Raw genomic sequence first — 19,674 nt, 5'->3', positions numbered from 1 at the left:
ATCGCTCATTCGGAGGTCTCCTGCGCCAGCACGGTGCCGCGCACTTTGTAGGATTTGCCGTGGAACAGGGCGATCAGCTGGCCCTGGGAATTCTCGATGCGCACGTCGTAGTTGCCGGTGCGGCCGCTGCGGCTTTGCTCGAAGGCGCTGGCGATCAGCTCGTCGCCTTCGCGGGCTGGTGCCACGTAATCGATGCTGCAGCCAATGGCGACGGTGGCGTCGTTGTAGCTGTTGCAGGCGAAAGCGAAGGCCGAGTCGGCGAGGGCGAACAGGTAGCCGCCGTGGCAGGTGCCGTGGCCCTGGATCATGTCCTCGCGCACGCGCATCGACAGCCTGGCGCTGCCCGGGCCGGCATCCAGCAACTGGATGCCCATGCGGCGGGTGGCCTGGTCGCGCTCGTACATGGCTTCCGCGCAGTCGCGGGCCAGCTGGGTGGCGTCAGTCATGGAAACTTCTTCCTTCAGCGTTCAGGCGGCGCAGCAGCAGGGACGGGCGATAACGGTCCTCGCCGTAGGCGGCCTGCAGGTTGTCCAGCACGCGCAGCACGTTACCGATGCCGATCTGCGCGGCCCAGGCCAGCGGGCCCTGCGGGTAGTTCACCCCGGCACGCATGGCGAGGTCGATATCGCTGGCGCTGCCCACGCCTTGCAGCACCGCGTCGGCGCCTTCGTTGGCGAGCATGGCGACGGTGCGCAGCACGGCGAGGCCGGGTGTATCGCTCAGGCGGCTGGCGACGATGCCGGCCTTGGCGAGCAGGGCGACGACCTGATCCAGTGCTGCGGGCGTGGTGTCTGCCGAGGCGGAAACGCCCAGTCGCGCAGCCTTGCTGTAGTCCAGGGCGAGGTCGATCAGCACCAGGTTGCGCAGGCCGTCTTCCCCGGCGCGTTGGCTGGCGAGGCGGCCGTCGGACAGCGCCACGACTGCGTCGCCCACACGCAGCAGGCCGCTGCCGGCGCGCTGGGTGATCGCAATGCCGGCGTCTTCCAGGCGCTGCGCCAGCGGTTGGGCGACGCCCAGGTCGCCTTCCAGTACGCAGGAAGGGACGCTGGCGCTGCTGCTCAGACTCACCGGCTGCGGGCGCTCGGCGCCTTCGGCGTAGTCGTAGAAGCCCCGGCCACTCTTGCGGCCGAGGCGGCCGGCGTCCACCAGCTCCTTCTGGATCAGCGAGGGCTGGAAGCGGAAGTCGCCGTAGTAGGCGGCGAACACCGAGCAGGTGACGGCGTAGTTGATGTCATGGCCGATCAGGTCGGTCAGCTCGAAGGCGCCCATGCGGAAGCCGCCAGCGTCGCGCATCAATGCGTCCAGCGTGGCGCAGTCGGCGGCGCCCTCCTGCAGCAGGCGCAGGCTTTCGGCATAGAAGGGGCGCGCCACGCGGTTGACGATGAAGCCCGGTGTGGATTGGGTGTGAACCGGCTTCTTGCCCCAGGCCAGCGAGGTGGCATACAGGCTGTCAGCCAGCGCTGGATCGGTGGCGAGGCCGGAGACGATCTCCACCAGCGCCATCAGCGGTGCCGGGTTGAAGAAGTGCATGCCGACCACTTGCTGCGGGCGCTTGAGGCCGGCAGCCAGGCTGGTGATGGACAGCGAAGAGGTGTTGCTGGCGAGGATGCAGTCCTCGGGGCAAAGCGCTTCCAACTGCAGGAACAGGTCGCGCTTGACCTCCAGGTTTTCGACGATGGCCTCGATCACCAGCTTCGAATCGGCCAGCGCCTCAATGGCTTCCACCGGTTGCAGGCGGGCCATGATGGCGCTGCGGGCATCAGCGTCGAGCTTGCCTTTTTCTACCAGGCGGCCGAACTGGCGGTCGATGCCGTCAATGGCCTGGGCGGCGGCGCCGGGCCGGTTGTCGTAGAGCTTTACCGGGTGGCCGGCTTGCGCAGCGACCTGGGCGATGCCCGCGCCCATGGCGCCGGCACCGATCACTGCGACTTTTGCGTCTTTCGAAAGTGCGCTCATCGATCAGCGGCCCTTGAAGCTGGGGGTGCGTTTTTCCATGAAGGCAGACACACCCTCGCGGTAGTCCTCGCTGCGGCCGGCGAGACGCTGCAGGTCGCGTTCCAGCTCCAGTTGCTCGTCGAAGCTGTTGTTCAGGCTGGCGTTCAGGCTGCGCTTGATCAGCGCCAGGCCGTAGGTCGGCTGGGTAGCCAGGTGGCGAGCGAGCTTGAGGGCTTCCTCGCGCAGGCTGGCTTCATCCACCACCTGGTAGATCAGGCCCCATTGCTCGGCCTGTTCGGCGGTCAGGCGATTGCCCAGCAGTGCGAGCGCCTTGGCGCGGGCCATGCCGACCAGGCGCGGCAGCGTCCAGGTGCCGCCGGAATCGGGGATCAGGCCGATCTTGCAGAAGGCCTGGATGAAGCTGGCCGAGCGCGCCGCCAGCACTAGGTCGCAGGCCAGCGGGATGTTCGCGCCGGCACCGGCGGCCACGCCGTTGACGGCGCAGATGACTGGCAGCGGCAGGTCGCGCAGGGTGCGGATCAGCGGGTTGTAGAACTGTTCGATGGACTGGCCGAGGTCCGGCGCTTCGGCGCCGGGGGCGACGTTGCGGTCGGACAGGTCCTGACCTGCGCAGAAGCCGCGGCCTTCGCCGGTCAGCAGCAGGACGCGGGCGTCCGGGTTCTGCCGAACCTGCTTGAGCGCCTCGCGCACTTCGCCATGCATGGCGGCGTTGAAGCTGTTGAGCTGCTCCGGGCGGTTCAGGCTGAGGAGGGCGACGCCGTCCTCGATGGAAAACAGGATGTGCTCGAAGTTCATGGGCGTGCTCGCTCCATCAAAGGGCAGACAATGGGCAGAAAGGGGTGGCGCTCAGCGACCTTCGTAGGCCGGCTGGCGTTTTTCCTGGAAGGCGCGGATGCCTTCGTCGCGGTCGGCGGTGCCAGCCAGCAGGGTGAAGGCGTGACGTTCGAAGCGCAGACCGCTGGCCAGGTCGGTGTCTTGCGCCTTGAGCAGCGCTTCCTTGGCCAGGCGCACGGCCAGCGGTGCCTTGGCGGCGATGCTGCGGGCGATCTGCAGGGCGCGCTCCACGGAGAATTCGGGTTGGGTGACTTCGCTGACCAGGCCGGCGCGCTGGGCGTGGCGGGCGTCGATGGCTTCGCCGGTGAGTACCATCTGCATCGCCAGCGGCTTGCCCACGGCGCGCAGCAGGCGTTGGGTGCCGCCGGCTCCGGGCATGATGCCGAGGTTGATTTCCGGCTGGCCGAAGCGGGCGTCTTCGCCGGCAACGAGGATGTCGGCGTGCATCGCCAGCTCGCAGCCGCCGCCCAGGGCGAAGCCGTTGACGGCGGCGATCAGTGGCTTGGAGAAGGCGGCGATGCGCTGCCAGTAGCCGACGCGCGGGTCATTGAGGATGCCGACCAGGTCGCGCTCGGCCATTTCCTTGACATCGGCGCCGGCGGCGAAGGCCTTGCGGCTGCCGGTCAGCACCACGGCGCGGGTTTCGCTGTCCTGCTCGGCGGCGTCGAGTTCGGCGGCCAGTTCGCCGAGCAGTTCGGTGTTCAGTGCGTTGAGCGCCTCGGGGCGCTGCAGGGTGATCAGGCGAACGCCCGCTTCAGGCATCTGAACGTCAAGGGTGCGAGGCATGACATCGTCCTCAGGCTGCACGCACGGCTTCGTGGCCGGCTGTATTGGAATTATTGGAGGCAGGCGTTGCCCGTCTCCGGCCTTCTCGCAGTATAGGCCTAAATCGATACGGAAAAACAACTACAAAAGTTTAATCGCGTGTCTAAAGTATTTCTGTCGGTGCCGCCGAGTGGGCAGGCGGGTGGCTGGGGAATGCCTTTCATGCAGCGTGTTTACTGGTTCTACAAGCCTTTTCGTTGTCCTGCAAACGTCATCCGGAAGTGATACGTAAGATTTAGATTGGAGGTACTTGTCTTGATGTGATACAAAACTTGCAAAAGAACAAATCGCTTTGTGCGGTGATGCCGGAGCGCCGGCAGCGCCGCAGGAGAACCCGATGCCCTGCTACAGCCTTGAAGGCGTGCGCCCGGTCGTTCATCCGACCGCCTATGTCCATCCCACCGCCGTGCTGATCGGCGACGTCATCGTCGGCCCCGGCTGCTATGTCGGCCCGCTGGCGGCGTTGCGCGGCGACTTCGGGCGGATCGTCCTCGAAGAGGGCGCGAACCTTCAGGACACCTGCGTCATGCACGGGTTCCCGGACAGCGACACCGTCGTTGAGCGCAACGGCCACATCGGTCATGGCGCGGTGTTGCACGGCTGCCGTATCGGCGAGGATGCCCTGGTGGGGATGAATGCCGTGGTGATGGATTACGCGCAGATCGGCGCGCGCTCCATCGTTTCGGCCGCCGCCTTCGTCAAGGCCAAGTTCGATTGCCCGCCGCAAAGCCTGGTGATGGGCGCGCCGGCCAGCGTCAAGCGCAGCCTGAGCGACGAAGAGATCGCCTGGAAGCGCCGCGGCACCGAGGAATACCAGGCCCTGGCCAAGCGCTGCATCGATAGCCTGGTGGAGTGCCAGCCTCTGGCGGAAATAGAAGAAGCGCGTCCGCGCCTGGGTGATTCCGGTTTCCGGCCCAAGGCCGAGGCAGGCGTAGGGAAGGGCGCATGAGTACTGGGGTTCGCTCCAATGGCCAGGCGGTGCGGCGGGCAGGTATAGTCGCCGCTCCTTCGACTGCGCAACGTGCCATGACCGCTCTAGCACCGCTGAATCAGCTGATCAATCGCTTCCAGGAGCAGACGCCGATCCGCGCCAGCTCGCTGATCATCACCCTCTATGGCGATGCCATCGAACCCCACGGCGGCACCGTCTGGCTGGGCAGCCTGATCAATCTGCTGGAACCCTTCGGTATCAACGAGCGGCTGATCCGGACCTCGATCTTCCGCCTGACCAAGGAAGACTGGCTGACTGCCGAGAAGGTCGGCCGGCGCAGCTACTACAGCCTGACCGGCACCGGCCGGCGGCGTTTCGAGAAGGCCTTCAAGCGCGTCTACAGCTCCAGCCTGCCGGCCTGGGATGGTTCCTGGACCCTGGTGATGCTCTCGCAGATCGCCGCCGACAAGCGCAAGCAGGTGCGCGAGGAGCTGGAATGGCAAGGCTTCGGCGCGCTCTCGCCGACCGTCATGGCCTGCCCGCGGGCCGACCGCAGCGATGTCATGGCGACCCTGCAGGACCTCGACGTGGCCGATGACTGCATCGTCTTCGAAACCCGCGCCCAGGACGTGCTGGCCTCCCGCGCCATGCGCATGCAGGTGCGCGAGAGCTGGAAGATCGACGAACTCGGTGAGCACTACAGCGAATTCATCCAGCTGTTCCGCCCGCTCTGGCAAGCGCTGCGCGAGCAGGACCAGCTGCGTCCGGAAGACTGCTTCCTGGCGCGCACCCTGTTGATCCACGAATACCGCCGGCTGCTCCTGCGTGACCCACAACTGCCCGACGAACTGCTGCCGGGGGATTGGGAAGGGCGCGCGGCGCGGCAGCTGTGCCGCAACATCTACCGACTGATCCACGCCAAGGCCGAAGACTGGCTGAACCGCAACCTGGAGACCGCCGACGGCCCGCTACCGGACGTCGGCGAGAGCTTCTACAAGCGCTTCGGCGGATTGAACTGACAGGAGTTGGCGTGAAAAATGCCTCTCGCTTTGCAACGCTGCGGTTGCAGGGCGGGGACAGCGCGGTGCGACTTTCGTTATAGAAGGCGGCCGCGAACGATGACGACAGGCCCTGGAGGCCGTCGCTGAATAACAACAAACAATGCGTGTGAGGCTTTGCAGGTCATGAATTCTTCATCGACATTGAGGGATGACGCTTTCGAGGCGTGGCTGGGACAGGTCAACCGGGCGTGCGGTCGTTTCGATGCGCGCACCCTCGGCCCCCAGTTCCATGGACGGTTGCGCGAATACCAGGGCGGTGCGATCAAGCTTTCCGTGGTCGACATGGCCCAGGTGCACCTGTACCGGACCAGCAAGGAAGTCGGCACCAGCGCCGGCGGGCACTATTACGCGGTGTTCCAGCTCGAAGGGCGCTCGCGCCTGGAGCAGGGCGACAACCGCGTGGAACTGTCGCGCGGCGACATCAGCCTGATCGACGCCAGCCGGCCCAGTGACATGACCTACCTGGAGGAATCCCGGCAGCTCTCGCTGATCCTGCCGCGCCAGGTGATCGAGCGTGGCTTGCGCATGTCGGAAGTGACCTGTGCGTCGAAGATCCCGGCCAGCTCGCCGATCGCCGTGCTCGCCAACCGCCTGATCGTCGAGACCAGCCAGCAGGAAAGCCTCGGCATGCTGGAAAGCGAGGCGACCCTGGATGCCCTGGTGACGCTGCTGCGCCCCGCGCTGGCCAGCCAGGACGCCGAGCAGGACAACCACGAGCGCATGTTCCGCAAGGCCACGGCCTTCATCGACCAGCACATCGGCGCCGAAGAACTCTGCCCCGAGCTGATCGCCCGTGAGGTGGGCATCTCGGTGCGCGGCCTGTACCGCATGTTTGCCAAGAAAGGCCTGGTGGTGGCGCAGTACATCAAGAACCGCCGCCTGGACTTCTGCGCCGAGACCCTGCGCAACGCCCAGTTCGAGCAGAAGCTGTCGGCGCTCGGTTATGCCTGGGGCTTCTCCGATTCGAGCTACTTCTCCACGGCCTTCAAGGGCCGCTTCGGGGTGTCGCCGGGCGAGTATCGCAAGCGCTACGCGAATTGACTCGGGTGGTGGACGGCGATACCCGGCGGTCTTGTGCCGCCTATTGTTGGGTATCGCTACGCTCCACGCCATCCTACGTAAACGCCCGCTTGCACCACCGTCCCCCGACTGAACCCTTGTAGGATGGGTGGAGCGCAGCGATACCCATGCTGCCTGTTGCCGGCTCCTACGCCAGGCGGGTTCGCGAGCAAGCTCGCTCCTACAGGCCCCTGGTTACGCAGCAGCCGCTCTTCGTAGGAGCGAGCTTGCTCGCGAACGCTTTCCCGCCATGACCCTCGTCAGCTGAGCGCCATCCTGGCACTCCCGCCAACACGTCTGGCACAGAGGAAAAGACCCTCCCCGACGCCGCTGGCAACAATCACCTTCGATGACGCGCGCCATCCGGCCGCAAGCTGTACTCGAAGGTGATTTCCCGATGTCCCGCAACAAGCTCCGACTCCGCGCCCTCGGCCTGCTGCTGGCCGGCGCGCTGCTGCAACCGGTCCTGGCGTTCGCCGGTGACTGCCCGGCCAGCGACGCCCAGAAGGGCGAAACCGTCTTCGCCCGTGACTGCTCGATCTGCCACACCGCCAAGGCCGACGGCCCCGGCATGATGGGCCCCAACCTGCATGGCGTAGTCGGCCGCATGGCCGGATCACTCGCCGGCTTCAGCTATTCCCAGGCGATGAAAGGCAAGGGCGCGGCCTGGTCGCGTGACAACCTCGACGCCTTCGTCAGCCAGCCCCAGGCCGCCGTGCCCGGAACCTACATGCCCTTCGCAGGCCTGGCCGATGCGGCCGAGCGGCGGGCACTCACCTGCTGGCTGAGCCAGCAGCACTGATCAATCAGGAGAGACCATGAACGTCACACAGACCCTGCCTCAGGTCACTGCCTTCCTGGCACGCAAGCATGGCTGCTTCATCGACGGCGCCTGGGTGGTGCCCGAGGGCGCCCGCACCGACGTGCTGAACCCGGCCACCGGCGAGGCGATCTCCAGCGTTGCCGATATCGATACCGATCTGCTCGACCGCGCCGTGAAATCTGCCCAGGCGGCCTACAAGTCCCGCGTCTGGGCTGACCTGCGCCCGGCCGACCGCGAGCGCATCCTGCTGCGCTTCGCCGACCTGGTGGAAGCCAACGGCGAGGAACTGGCCCAGCTGGAAACCCTCAGCCAGGGCAAGTCGATCAACATCTCGCGGATGCTGGATGTCGGCGCCACCGTCGAATTCATGCGCTACATGGCCGGCTGGGCGACCAAGATCGAAGGCCAGTCGCTGAACGTCTCTATCCCGCTGCCGCCCGGCGCCAAGTTCACCGCCTATACCCGCCGCGAGCCGCTGGGCGTGGTGGCCGGCATCGTGCCGTGGAACTTCCCGCTGATGATCGCCGTGTGGAAGCTGATCCCGGCGCTCGCCACCGGCAACAGCGTGGTGATCAAGCCCGCTTCGGAAACCCCGCTGACCGCCCTGCGCCTGGCCGAACTTGCCTTTGAGGCCGGTGTACCGGCTGGCGTGTTCAACCTGGTGACCGGCGACGGCCCGCGCATCGGTGGCGGCCTGGCCAGCCACAAGCTGGTCAACAAGGTTTCCTTCACCGGCTCCACCGCGGTGGGTCGCAGCGTCGGACTGGCTGCCGTGCAGAACATGACCCGCTTCGCCCTGGAGCTGGGCGGCAAGAACCCGATGATCGTCCTCGCCGATGCCAACATCGACAACGCCGTACAGGGCGCGCTGCTCGGCGGCCTGCTGAACAACGGCCAGGTCTGCGCCGCGGCTTCGCGCTTCTACGTGCACCGTTCGCGCTACGACGAGTTCGTCGAAAAGCTGGCCGCCGCCGTGGCCGGCATGAGCCTGGGCGAGGGCATGGACCCGACTGCGCAGATCAACCCGCTGGTGTCCGCCAAGCAGCAGCGCAGCGTACTCGACCACATTGCCCGTGCCGGCGAGCAGGGCGCGCGCATCGTCTGTGGTGGCGAGCAGGTTGGTGGAAGTGGTTTCTACGTGCAGCCCACCGTGCTGGCCGACGTGACCATGCAGATGGCCGTGGCCCGCGACGAAGTATTCGGCCCGGTGCTGGCGGTCCTGCCGTTCGACGAGGACGAGCAGGCCATCGCGATGGCCAACGACAGCGAGTACGGCCTGGGCGCGAGCCTGTGGACCAACGACCTGTCCAAGGCGATGAACATGGTCCCGCGCATCGAGTCCGGCACTGTGTGGGTCAACGCTCACGTGCTGCTCGACCCGAGCATGCCTTTCGGCGGCGTCAAGCAGTCGGGCATGGGCCGCGAGTTCGGCCGCGCCGTGGTCGAGGCCTATACCGAGATCAAGTCGGTGTGCATCGCGCACTGATTGATAGTGAGAGCAACACCCTCGTTTAGCAGCGGGCCTTCGGGCCCGTTTTTTTGCGCAGGATTTTTTTGGGGGGGAACCTGTAGGAGCGAGCTTGCTCGCGAACCGCCCAGCCACAGCGGAACAGGGAGTGGCGATCGGTAGGATGGTGTGTAGCGCAGCGATACCCATCAAATCCCTGCTCCATCAGCATGGGTATCGCTGCGCTCCACCCATCCTACGCAGAGCGCGATGAAGCGTAGGGCGCATAACCTGGAACAGGTTATCCGCCAGCTGCACGGCGGATAACGCTGGCGCGTTATGCGTCCTACGGACTGAGCGATGGCGTCAGTGGGCCGGCAGAATCCGTCCACGGCACTCGCCGAAGCCGATGGAGGCATGGCCCTCGCGGCGGCAGCGGGCGCGCAGAATGATCTCGTCGCCGTCCTCGAGGAAGCGCCGCTCCTCGCCATTGGCCAGCACCACCGGCTGTTTGCCACCGCCAGTGAGCTCCAGCAGGCTGCCGAAGCTGTCCGGGGTTTCCCCGGAGAGGGTGCCGGAGCCGAACAGGTCGCCCGCCTGGAGGCGGCAGCCGTTGACGCTGTGGTGCGCCACCATCTGCGCGACGGTCCAGTACATGTTCAGCGTGTTGCTCAGGGTGATGCGCTCCGGGGCCTGGTGTTCGCGGCGCATGCGCGCGGTGTGCAGCAGGACTTCCAGCTCTATATCCAGTGCGCCGCGCTGCTGGTCGCCTTCGTCGTAAAGGTACGGCAGCGGCTGCGGGTCGCCTTCCGGGCGGGCCGGCTGGGCGACGCGGAAAGGCTCCAGCGCCTCGGCGGTGACCACCCAGGGCGACACCGTGGTGGCGAAGCTTTTCGACAGGAACGGCCCCAGCGGCTGGTATTCCCAGGCCTGCATGTCACGCGCGGACCAGTCGTTGAGCAGGCAGAAGCCGGCGATATGCCCGGAGGCGGCATTGATCGGGATGGCCTTGCCCTGGTCATTGCCCTGGCCGATCCAGATGCCCAGCTCCAGCTCCAGGTCCATCCGCGCGCAGGGGCCGAACACCGGCACGTCGAGGCCGGCGGGCAGGGTCTGGCCGTTGGGGCGGCGCACCTCGGTGCCGGACGGCACGATGGTGGACGCGCGGCCGTGGTAGCCGATGGGCACGTACTTGTAGTTGGGCAACAGCGGGTTGTCCGGACGGAACAGCTTGCCAACGTTCTGCGCGTGGTGGATGCCGACGTAGAAGTCGGTGTAGTCGCCCACCTTGGCCGGCAGGTGCATGCGGCACGCAGCCTGCGGCTTGAGCAGCGCGGCGCCCAGGTGCTCCATGCGCTTCTGTTCGCCGCTGCCTTCGCTGAGCAAATGGATCAGCGCGTCGCGCAGGGTGCGGCGCGCCGTAGGGCCTGCGGCGAAGAAGGCGTTCAGGCTGTCGCCGCTGGCGACCAGCGCGGCCTGGTGCGCGGCGCCGTGGAAGAGTCCGCTCTCGCAGGCGGTCTTCAGGTCGAAGATGTAGTCGCCGATGGCGACGCCGCCACGGGGCGAGTCGCCTGGCGGGCTGAACACGCCCAGCGGCAGGTTCTGCAGGGGGAAGTCCGGGTGGCCGTTGGCCGATTCGATCCAGCTTTGTGCGTTGTGGGCGGCGCTCATGTTACTGCTCCTGGGAAGGGTCGAAGGTCTTCTGCATGCCGCTCCAGCAGCTGTCGTAGTCACGCTGCAACTGCGGGCAGTCGAGGGCGAAGCGGCTGGGGCGCAGCACGCGGCCGGTCTCGAACATGAAGGCCATGGTCTTGTCGATCTTGTGGGGTTTGAGGTTGGCGGCAATCGCCTGCACGGTGGTGGCGTTGTCCGGGCCGTGGGCGCTCATGCAGTTGTGCAGTGAGGCGCCGCCGGGGACGAAACCGTCAGCCTTGGCGTCGTACACGCCCTGGATCAGGCCCATGAATTCGTTCATCAGGTTGCGGTGGAACCATGGCGGACGGAAGGTGCTTTCGGCCACCATCCAGCGCGGCGGGAAGATCACGAAATCCATGTTGGCCATGCCGTGGGTATCGCTGGGCGAGGTCAGTACGGTGAAGATGGAAGGGTCCGGGTGGTCGTAGCTGATCGAGCCGATGGTGTTGAAGCGGCGCAGATCGTATTTATACGGCACGTTGTTGCCGTGCCAGGCGACCACGTCCAGCGGCGAGTGGTCGAGCTGGGTGGCCCAGAGTTCGCCGAGGAACTTCTGCACCAGTTGCACCGGGCCTTCCACGTCCTCGTAGTGCGCCACCGGGGCAAGGAAGTCGCGGGCGTTGGCCAGGCCATTGCTGCCGATGGGGCCGAGGTCGGGCAGGCGCAGCGCGGCGCCGTGGTTTTCCGCTACATAGCCGGCGGCCCCGGCTTCCAGCAGTTCGACGCGAAGGCGCATGCCACGGGGGATCACGGCGATCTCCAGCGGCTCCAGCTCCAGCACGCCCAGCTCGGTGACCAGGCGCAGGCGGCCGGCCTGGGGCACGATCAGCAGCTCGCCGTCGGCATTGAAGAACACCCGGCGCATGGAGATGTTGGCGCGGTAGGCGTACAGGCTGACGCCGCTGCAGGCCTCGGCGTCGGCGTTGGCGGCCATGCATAGCAGGCCGTCGACGAAGTCGGTAGGCTCCTCGGGCGTCGCGAAGCTGTTCCAGCGCAGGCGGTTGGGCGTGACGGGGCCGAGGGCGGTGCCGGTGATCTGCCGCTCCAGGCGCTCGAAGCGCGGGTGCGCGGCGGACGGCCGGATGCGGTACATCCAGGTGCGCCGGGCCTCACTGCGCGGGACGGTGAAGGCGGTGCCGGAGAACTGCTCGGCGTAGAGCCCCAGCGGCACCTGCTGCGGCGAGTTCATGCCTACGGGCAGGGCGCCCGGCAGGGCCTCGCTGGCGAATTCGTTGCCGAACCCGGATTGGTAGGCAGGAGAGGCGGTCATGGTGGTTTCACTCTTTTTATCGTAATTGAATTACGATTAACGTAATTTCGTGACGGCGGGCCGTCAAGTCCGTCTGGGAGTTCCTTTAAGTTGAAGACCATGAACGACGCAGAAGACTCCGTCCCGACGAAGGGCGCAAAGGTGCAATCCGCCGAGGTGGGCACGCAGATCCTCAAGGCCCTGGCGGACCTTGCGCCGAGCACTTCGCTCAAGCATCTGGGCGAGTACCTGGACATGCCGGCGGCCAAGGTCCACCGCTATCTGCAGGCGCTGATCGCCAGCGGCTTCGCCGAGCAAGACCCGCTGACCAACCATTACGGCCTGGGACGCGAGGCGTTGTACGTCGGCCTGGCGGCGATCCGCCGGTTGGACGTGGTGAAGGTTGCGAGCCCGGTGCTGGCCGAGTTGCGCGATGTGCTGGGGCAGACCTGCTTCCTCGCCATCTGGGGCAGCCACGGGCCGACCGTTGTACAGGTTGAGCCGGCCCAGGGCATGGTCACGCTGGTGACCCAGGTCGGCTCGGTGCTGCCGCTGCACGGTTCGTCCACCGGGCTCGTATTCGCGGCCTACAAGGATGGGCTGGAGGAGGGCGCTGATTTGGCGGTGCTGGAGGGCATTCGCAGTGAGGGCCTGCATGCCATCCACGGCCTGCTGATGCCGGGGGTGAATGCGCTGTCGGTGCCGCTGTTCAAGACCGGCCGCGAACTGGCCGGGGTGATTACCGTGGTCGGTTCGCAGGCAAGCTTTGCCGCCGAAGCTCATGGCGAGGCGGCGCGGACCCTGCTGGAGATGGCGCGGGAAGTCAGTTTGCGGATGGGCGGAGAGGTTTGACGGCGCGCTGTCACTCCTGCTCCATCCCCGCCCAGTCCGTCCCGTTCACCAGCACATCGCCCAGCGCCTGCGCGGCACTGGAAAGCTTGTGCTCCGCCAGGCAGAACAGCCCCACCCGGCGCTCGATGCGCGGTTCGTCGAGCGCCACGCAACGCGCGCCCAGCTCTTCCATCTGCTGCCGGCACAGGCGCGGCACGGCGCTGACGCCCAGCCCTTCGGCCACCATCCGGCCCACCGTGACTAACTGGTGGCTTTCGAACGCCACCGGCAGTCGCCCCTGCAACTGCTCTTCGAGCAGCAGACGCACGGCCGATGGACGTTGCAGGGTAATGAAATGGTCTGCCAGCAACTGCTCCCAGGTGATCCGGGATTCGTTTGCCAGCGCTGAGTCCGCGGGCAGCACGGCAACGAAACGGTCGGTGTAGAAAGGCGTGAAAGTCAGCCCGTCGAGGCTGTCCGGCTCCAGGGCGATGCCCAGCTCCACCCGATGGTTGCGCACCATCTCCAGCACCTGCTCGTTGATCACGTCGTGTACCGCCACGTTCACCTTCGGGTGGCGGTCGCGAAAGGTGCGCAGCACGGCGGGTAACAGGTTGCCGGCGAAGGAGGGCATGGCGGCGATGGAGACCCTGCCCAGCTGCAGGGTGAAGTGCTGGTGCATCACTTCCTCGGCGTTGTCCCAGTCCGCCAGCAGCCGGCGCGCCAGGGGCAGCAGCGTTTCGCCCTCCGGTGTGAGCGCCACGCTGCGGGTAGTACGCACCAGCAACTGGCCGCCCAGGGACTCTTCCAGGCTCTTGATCGCCAGGCTCAGCGCCGGCTGCGACAGGTGCAAGCGCTCGCAGGCCTGGGCGAAGCTCAGGCTCTGGGCGACGGCGAGGAAGGCGCGCAGTTGCTTCACAGTCATATTGATAAGCAAACCATATCAATCAATTGGAAAAACAAACTTAACAAATCAGTCGCTGCCGGTGAAGCTGCAGACGCTCTCTGACCGATGGGTCGGACATTCCAAATACAAGAGGCAGCAGCAACATGGCAGGACTCGACAAGCGTGTAGGCAGTTACGAGGAAGCCCTTGCCGGGCTCACCGACGACATGACGGTACTGGCGGGCGGCTTCGGCATCTGCGGCATCCCGGAAAACCTCATCGCGCACATCCGCAAGCTGGGCGTGAAGGGCCTGACCGTGGTCTCCAACAACTGTGGCATCGACGGCTTCGGCCTCGGCGTGCTGCTGGAGGACCGCCAGATCCGCAAGATGATCGCGTCCTACGTTGGCGAGAACGCGCTGTTCGAGCAGCAGCTGCTGTCCGGTGAGCTGGAGGTCGAACTGACCCCGCAGGGCACCCTGGCGGAAAAACTCCGTGCTGGCGGCGCCGGCATCCCGGCCTTCTTCACCGCCACCGGCTACGGCACCCCGGTCGCCGACGGCAAGGAAGTGCGCGAGTTCGACGGCCGCCACTACGTGATGGAGCGCGCCATCACCGGCGACTTCGCCATCGTCAAGGGCTGGAAGGCCGACCACTATGGCAACGTCATCTACCGCCACACCGCGCAGAACTTCAATCCGGTAGTCGCCACCGCAGGCCGCATCACGGTCGTCGAGGTGGAGGAGATCGTCGAGCCGGGTGAACTGGACCCGACCCAGATCCACACCCCCGGCATCTACGTCGACCGCATCATCCAAGGCACCTTCGAGAAGCGCATCGAGAAGCGCACCGTTCGTTCCTGAGCCCACCGGACAAGAGAGACAAGAAGATGGCATTGACCCGCGAACAGATGGCTCAGCGCGTGGCGCGCGAGCTGCAGGACGGCTTCTACGTGAACCTGGGCATCGGCATCCCGACCCTGGTCGCCAACTACGTGCCCGAGGGCATGGAAGTGATGCTGCAATCGGAGAACGGCCTGCTCGGCATGGGCGCGTTCCCCACCGAAGACACGGTCGACGCCGACATGATCAACGCCGGCAAGCAGACCGTGACCGCCGTGAAGGGCGCGTCGATTTTCTCCTCTGCCGAATCTTTCGCGATGATCCGTGGCGGTCACGTCGACCTCACCGTGCTCGGTGCCTTCGAGGTGGACGTGCAGGGCAACATCGCCTCCTGGATGATCCCCGGCAAGCTGGTGAAGGGCATGGGCGGCGCCATGGACCTGGTGGCCGGCGCGGACAACATCATCGTGACCATGACCCACGCTTCCAAGGACGGCGAGTCCAAGCTGCTCGACCGCTGCTCGCTGCCGCTGACCGGCGCCGGCTGCATCCGCAAGGTACTGACCGACCTGGCCTACCTGGAAATCGAGAACGGTGCCTTCATCCTGCGCGAGACCGCGCCGGGAGTGACTGTCGAAGAGATCGCCGAGAAGACCGCCGGCCGCCTCATTGTGCCGGACGATGTGAAGGAAATGACCTTCTGATCCCCTGTGTAGGAGCGGGCCATGCCCGCGATTCGCGCGCATGGCGCGCTCCTACAGGTAAAGCCAGCTTCGGAGTTCCCAGATGCAAGACGTAGTTATTGTCGCCGCCACCCGCACCGCCATCGGCGCCTTCCAGGGCAGCCTGGCGAACATTCCCGCCCATGAACTGGGCAGTCTGGTCATCCGCTCGCTGCTCGAACGCAGCGGCGTGAAGCCGGACCAGATCGACGAAGTCATCCTCGGCCAGGTGCTCACCGCCGGCGCCGGGCAGAACCCCGCGCGGCAGGCCGCCATAGGCGCCGGCCTGCCGGTGGAAGTGCCGTCGATGACCATCAACAAGCTCTGCGGCTCGGGCCTGAAGGCGCTGTTCCTCGGCGTCCAGGCGATCCGTTGCGGCGACGCGGACGCCATCATTGCCGGCGGCCAGGAAAGCATGAGCCTCGCGCCCTACGTGCTGCCCAAGGCCCGTACCGGACTGCGCATGGGCCACGCCGAGCTGCAGGACACCCTGCTGCGCGACGGCCTGATCGACGCCTTCAACGACTACCACATGGGCATCACCGCCGAGAACCTGGCCGAAAAGTTCGGTATCAGCCGCGAGGCGCAGGACGCCTTTGCCGCGCAGTCCCAGCTCAAAGCCGCCTCGGCCATCGAGGCCGGCCGCTTCAAGGACGAGATCACCCCGGTGCTGATTCCCCAACGCAAGGGAGAGCCCCTGTCCTTCGACACCGATGAGCAACCGCGCGCCGGCACCACCGCCGAATCCCTGGGCAAGCTCAAGCCTGCCTTCAAGAAGGATGGCACTGTCACCGCCGGCAACGCCTCCACCCTCAACGATGGCGCCGCCGCCGTCCTGCTGATGAGTGCCGAGCGCGCACGCAGTCTGAACCTCCCGGTTCTGGCGCGCATCCAAGCCTATGCGAGCAGTGGTGTCGACCCGTCGATCATGGGCATCGCCCCGGTGACCGCGACCCGCAGCTGCCTGGAAAAGGCCGGCTGGAGCCTCGACGACGTCGAACTGATCGAGGCCAACGAAGCCTTCGCCGCGCAGGCCCTGTCGGTCGGCAAGGAGCTGGGCTGGAACGCCGAGAAGGTCAACGTCAACGGCGGCGCCGTCGCCCTTGGCCACCCGATCGGCGCCTCGGGCGCCCGCGTGCTGGTGACGCTGCTCCACGAAATGCTCCGCCGTGATGCGAAGAAGGGTCTCGCGACCCTGTGCATCGGCGGCGGTCAGGGTGTCGCCATGGCCCTGATCCGGGACTGAAGGCGCGACCGAGGACCAAGCGACCAACGATTGATTGGCGAGCGCCGGGCGGCATGTATCCATGTCGTACCGGTAGGCAGGATGGTGGGTGGGCACACCGACAGACGAACATCCTGCCGCGGTTTTCGGCGTCCCCCGGCGCCGGCAAACCCTTGCGTCACCGCTCGGCCCCACGCAGGCCGGGCGGTTTTTCATTCCAGGACGGGTATTGCCACAAGCCCCGTTCGACGATGAGCCATTACAAGAACAACGAGGTAGACCATTATGAATTCCCACGCCCAAACCCCCGGCACAGCCGTTCAGGACAGCCGCTCGGCGCGCTTCGCCATGGCCTGTTCCAACTGGGCCGAGCGCTGGTTCCCCGACTCCTGGGTCTTCGCCGCGCTCGCGGTGCTGATCGTCAGCGTGGCCGCACTGGCCATCGGCGCACCGGCCACCGAAACCGCCAAGGCCTTCGGTGACGGCTTCTGGAGCCTGATCCCCTTCACCATGCAGATGGCCTTCGTGGTCATCGGCGGCTACGTGGTCGCCAGCTCCGGCCCGGCGTCCAAACTCATCGACCTGTTCGCCCGCGTGCCGAAGAACGGCCGCTCGGCAGTCGCCTGGGTCGCGGTCATTTCCATGGTCGCTTCGCTGCTCAACTGGGGCCTGTCCCTGGTGTTCGGCGGCCTGCTGGTACGCGCCCTGGCGCGTCGCGAAGACCTGAAGATGGACTACCGCGCCGCCGGCGCCGCCGCCTACCTGGGCCTGGGCGCCGTGTGGGCGCTTGGCCTGTCGTCCTCCGCCGCGCAGCTGCAGGCCAACCCGGCCAGCCTGCCGCCGTCGATCCTGGCGATCACCGGTGTCATCCCGTTCACCGAGACCATCTTCCTCTGGCAGTCCGGCGTGATGCTGCTGGCGCTGGTGCTGGTGTCGCTGGTCATCGCCTACATGACCGCACCCGGCGCGGCCAGCGCCCGTGATGCGAAGGCCTGCGGCGTGGACGTCAGCTTCACTCCGCCGAGTGCGCCGAAGGCGACCCGGCCGGGCGAATGGCTGGAACACAGCCCGCTGCTGATCCTGATGCTGGTTGCCCTGGCCGCCGGCTGGCTGGTCCACGAATTCAGCACGAAGCCGGCGATCACCGCGATCTCCGGGCTGAACACCTACAACCTGCTGTTCCTCATGGTGGGCGCGCTGCTGCACTGGCGCCCGCGCAACTTCCTCGACGCCGTGGCCCGCGCCGTGCCGACCACCACCGGGGTGCTGATCCAGTTCCCGCTGTACGGCTCCATCGCGGCGATCCTGACCACCGTCAAGGGCGGCGACGGCTCCACCATCGCTCACCACATCTCCACCTTCTTCGTGCAGATCGCTTCCCACGACACCTATGCGCTGCTGATGGGTGTGTACTCGGCGGTGCTGGGCTTCTTCATCCCGTCCGGCGGTGGCAAGTGGATCATCGAGGCGCCCTATGTGATGCAGGTAGCCAACGAGCTGCAGTACCACCTGGGCTGGGCGGTGCAGATCTACAACGCCGCCGAAGCGCTGCCGAACCTGATCAATCCGTTCTACATGCTGCCGCTGCTCGGCGTGCTGGGCCTGAAAGCCCGCGACCTGATCGGCTTCAGCTTCGTCCAGCTGCTCGTCCACGTGCCCCTGGTGCTGTTCCTGCTCTGGGCACTGGGCACCACCCTGCAGTACCTGCCGCCGGTCCAGCCGTAACCACGCATTCGGCCCCGACGGCAAAAAGCCCGGATGTCTCGCGACATCCGGGCATTTTCTTTCTTCCGGGCACTGTCAGCCCCGGCTGACTTCCACCGCGCCGAGCGTGCGGCCGTCGAGGTGTTCGCCGCTGAGCTGCGCGGCGTCCTGGTCGAACACTTCGCGCAGCCAGTCGCTGACCGCCTGGAAGCGACCGATACGGCCGGCGTCGCGGTGAGCGAGCAGCCAGATTTCCCGCACGACCACCGCACCGGAGAGGCGCACGAGCCCCTCGCGCTCGCCGAGGAAGCACGGCAGCAGCGCCATGCCCAGGCCGCTTTCGCAGGCGTGGATCAGCGTGGTCACACTGCTCGCGCGCAGGGCGAAATTGGCATCCGGGACGAAGCGCCGCAGCCAGCACATCTCCGGGGTGTCATCGAGGTCTTCGCCGTAGCCCAGCCAGGGCTGCTGCGGCCATTGCTCAGGCGGCACCTGGGCGAAAGGCGTGGCGGCGTAGATGGCGAAACCGATGTCGGCGACCTTGCGCATCACCAGCGCGGCGTCTTCCGCCGGGCGCGCCAGGCGCAGGGCGAAGTCGGCTTCGCGACGGGTGAAGGACAGCGCGCGGTTCGCCGGGATCAGCTGCAACTGCAGGTTGGGATAGGTGCGCGCCAGTTGCGGCATGTGCTGCACCAGCCAGTGGCTGAAGAGGAAATCCACCGCGGTGATGCGCACCGAGCCGTTGATGGCGCTGGCTTCGTTGCGCGTTTCCAGCAGCATGCTCTGCACATCACCGAGGATGCGCTCGGCGTAGCCAAGAAAGGCCGTGCCGGCGTCGGTGGCCTTGTAGCCCGCGTTGTCGCGGATGAACAGGCGGGTCTGCAGCGCGCTTTCCGCGGCCACCAGGCGCCGGCTCATGGTCGAGGGGTCGACGCCCAGCGCGCGGCCGGCGGCGCTCATGCTGCCGTGCCGGGCGAGGGCGAGGAGGATCGGGATGTCGTTCCAGTCGAAATTCACGGGGATGACCTCGCGGGCTTCAGAAATGCACGTCGGCGGCCGGGACCACTTTGGCGCGCGGGCCGAAGCTGCTGATGCTGCCCAGTACCGCGTTGTGGTGCGCGCTGATCTGCGCGGCGCTGAGCACGGCATTGTCGACGGTGGAGTGGGCATCGCCCACCAGCGTCACGGCGTAGCCCTGCGCCAGGGCGCGGCGGGTGGTGGTGTCGACGCAGTAGTCGCTCTGCAGGCCGCAGACCACCAGGTGATCGATGCCGCGCGCTTGCAGCAGGTCGGCGAGGTCGGTGCGCAGGAAGGAGTCCGGGGTGGTCTTGCGCACCTGGAGGTCCGCAGGGGCGGTGAGCAGTCGCGATTCCAGCTGCCAGCCGGCGCTGCCATACTGCAGGTCATCGTCCTCGTGCTGCACCAGCACCACCGGCACGCCGGCCCCACGCGCCGCTCGACTCAGACCATTGATGCGCTGCAGCACATTGTCGATGTCGAAACAGGCGCAGTCGCCGGTACACAGGTCGGACTGGACGTCGATGATCAGCAGGGCGGTGCTCATGGCGAGCGTATTCCTTTCAA

Annotated in this window: 19 protein-coding genes; 10 read left to right on the top strand and 9 right to left on the bottom strand. The window is 66.5% G+C overall.

The window, feature by feature from the left end; all coding sequences use genetic code 11:
• Positions 1–5: 5 nt before the first annotated feature.
• The 4 genes from paaI to paaF are packed head-to-tail and all read right to left on the bottom strand — an operon-like array spanning position 6 to position 3,576.
• The gene (gene paaI / locus IB256_RS09675; RefSeq protein ID WP_192296150.1) at positions 6–446 is read right to left on the bottom strand and encodes a hydroxyphenylacetyl-CoA thioesterase PaaI; all 441 of its coding nucleotides are present in this window, start codon (positions 444–446) and stop codon (positions 6–8) included.
• Entirely contained in the window at positions 439–1,956 is a 1,518-nt protein-coding gene (paaH, locus tag IB256_RS09670; RefSeq protein WP_192402313.1) for a 3-hydroxyacyl-CoA dehydrogenase PaaH, read from the bottom strand. The genes paaI and paaH overlap by 8 nt, the downstream gene beginning before the upstream one ends.
• A 3-nt stretch (positions 1,957–1,959) precedes the next feature.
• Positions 1,960–2,751, bottom strand: coding sequence for a 2-(1,2-epoxy-1,2-dihydrophenyl)acetyl-CoA isomerase PaaG (paaG, locus tag IB256_RS09665; protein ID WP_192402311.1), 792 nt, complete (start codon positions 2,749–2,751; stop codon positions 1,960–1,962).
• 51 nt (positions 2,752–2,802) lie between these two features.
• On the bottom strand, positions 2,803–3,576 hold the full coding sequence (paaF, locus tag IB256_RS09660; protein WP_192402309.1) for a 2,3-dehydroadipyl-CoA hydratase PaaF: 774 nt from the start codon (positions 3,574–3,576) through the stop codon (positions 2,803–2,805).
• 376 nt (positions 3,577–3,952) lie between these two features.
• Here paaF and paaY point away from each other — a divergent pair, with 376 nt between their 5' ends.
• From paaY to IB256_RS09635, 5 genes are all read left to right on the top strand, one after another.
• Positions 3,953–4,564, top strand: coding sequence for a phenylacetic acid degradation protein PaaY (paaY, locus tag IB256_RS09655; protein WP_192402307.1), 612 nt, complete (start codon positions 3,953–3,955; stop codon positions 4,562–4,564).
• Positions 4,565–4,641: 77 nt separating this feature from the next.
• Positions 4,642–5,565 (top strand): phenylacetic acid degradation operon negative regulatory protein PaaX, encoded by a 924-nt coding sequence (gene paaX / locus IB256_RS09650; protein ID WP_192210683.1) that lies wholly within the window; start codon positions 4,642–4,644, stop codon positions 5,563–5,565.
• Between the two features lie 165 nt (positions 5,566–5,730).
• Positions 5,731–6,648 (top strand): transcriptional regulator FeaR, encoded by a 918-nt coding sequence (gene feaR, locus IB256_RS09645; RefSeq protein ID WP_081519802.1) that lies wholly within the window; start codon positions 5,731–5,733, stop codon positions 6,646–6,648.
• Positions 6,649–7,063: 415 nt separating this feature from the next.
• On the top strand, positions 7,064–7,468 hold the full coding sequence (locus tag IB256_RS09640) for a c-type cytochrome (RefSeq protein WP_192296144.1): 405 nt from the start codon (positions 7,064–7,066) through the stop codon (positions 7,466–7,468).
• A 16-nt stretch (positions 7,469–7,484) separates the two neighbouring features.
• Entirely contained in the window at positions 7,485–8,975 is a 1,491-nt protein-coding gene (locus tag IB256_RS09635) for an aldehyde dehydrogenase family protein (protein ID WP_192296143.1), read from the top strand.
• Between the two features lie 327 nt (positions 8,976–9,302).
• Here the strand turns inward: IB256_RS09635 and fahA are convergent, their stop codons facing one another.
• Positions 9,303–10,607 (bottom strand): fumarylacetoacetase, encoded by a 1,305-nt coding sequence (gene fahA, locus IB256_RS09630; RefSeq protein ID WP_192402305.1) that lies wholly within the window; start codon positions 10,605–10,607, stop codon positions 9,303–9,305.
• A 1-nt stretch (position 10,608) separates the two neighbouring features.
• A complete protein-coding gene (hmgA, locus tag IB256_RS09625) occupies positions 10,609–11,901 on the bottom strand; it encodes a homogentisate 1,2-dioxygenase (protein WP_192402303.1) in 1,293 nt (430 codons plus the stop codon).
• A 99-nt stretch (positions 11,902–12,000) separates the two neighbouring features.
• Between hmgA and IB256_RS09620 the strand changes: the two genes are divergently transcribed.
• Positions 12,001–12,732, top strand: coding sequence for an IclR family transcriptional regulator (locus tag IB256_RS09620; protein ID WP_192296140.1), 732 nt, complete (start codon positions 12,001–12,003; stop codon positions 12,730–12,732).
• A gap of 10 nt (positions 12,733–12,742) precedes the next feature.
• Here IB256_RS09620 and IB256_RS09615 read toward each other — a convergent pair whose 3' ends face one another.
• Positions 12,743–13,636: a LysR family transcriptional regulator gene (locus IB256_RS09615; protein ID WP_192296139.1), complete on the bottom strand. Its 894-nt coding sequence runs from the start codon at positions 13,634–13,636 to the stop codon at positions 12,743–12,745.
• A gap of 125 nt (positions 13,637–13,761) precedes the next feature.
• On the opposite strand from IB256_RS09615, the gene IB256_RS09610 reads away from it, so the two are divergent.
• From IB256_RS09610 to IB256_RS09595, 4 genes are all read left to right on the top strand, one after another.
• A complete protein-coding gene (locus tag IB256_RS09610) occupies positions 13,762–14,460 on the top strand; it encodes a CoA transferase subunit A (RefSeq protein ID WP_081519809.1) in 699 nt (232 codons plus the stop codon).
• A 26-nt stretch (positions 14,461–14,486) separates the two neighbouring features.
• Positions 14,487–15,143: a CoA transferase subunit B gene (locus IB256_RS09605; protein ID WP_138215588.1), complete on the top strand. Its 657-nt coding sequence runs from the start codon at positions 14,487–14,489 to the stop codon at positions 15,141–15,143.
• 82 nt (positions 15,144–15,225) lie between these two features.
• Entirely contained in the window at positions 15,226–16,407 is a 1,182-nt protein-coding gene (locus IB256_RS09600; protein WP_192296138.1) for an acetyl-CoA C-acetyltransferase, read from the top strand.
• 264 nt (positions 16,408–16,671) lie between these two features.
• Positions 16,672–18,111 carry a short-chain fatty acid transporter gene (locus IB256_RS09595; protein ID WP_081519812.1) on the top strand — a complete coding sequence of 480 codons (1,440 nt, stop codon included), beginning with the start codon at positions 16,672–16,674 and terminating at the stop codon, positions 18,109–18,111.
• 75 nt (positions 18,112–18,186) lie between these two features.
• Here IB256_RS09595 and IB256_RS09590 read toward each other — a convergent pair whose 3' ends face one another.
• Both IB256_RS09590 and IB256_RS09585 read right to left on the bottom strand, forming a co-directional pair.
• The gene (locus IB256_RS09590; RefSeq protein WP_192402301.1) at positions 18,187–19,107 is read right to left on the bottom strand and encodes a LysR family transcriptional regulator; all 921 of its coding nucleotides are present in this window, start codon (positions 19,105–19,107) and stop codon (positions 18,187–18,189) included.
• Between the two features lie 19 nt (positions 19,108–19,126).
• Positions 19,127–19,654 (bottom strand): cysteine hydrolase family protein, encoded by a 528-nt coding sequence (locus IB256_RS09585; RefSeq protein ID WP_192296136.1) that lies wholly within the window; start codon positions 19,652–19,654, stop codon positions 19,127–19,129.
• Positions 19,655–19,674 lie beyond the last annotated feature (20 nt).

The organism is Pseudomonas sp. PDM17 (assembly GCF_014851985.1).
GTDB lineage: Bacteria > Pseudomonadota > Gammaproteobacteria > Pseudomonadales > Pseudomonadaceae > Pseudomonas.
The sequence above is the reverse complement of the archived record's forward strand: the minus strand, read 5'-3'. Positions and strand labels throughout refer to the sequence as shown.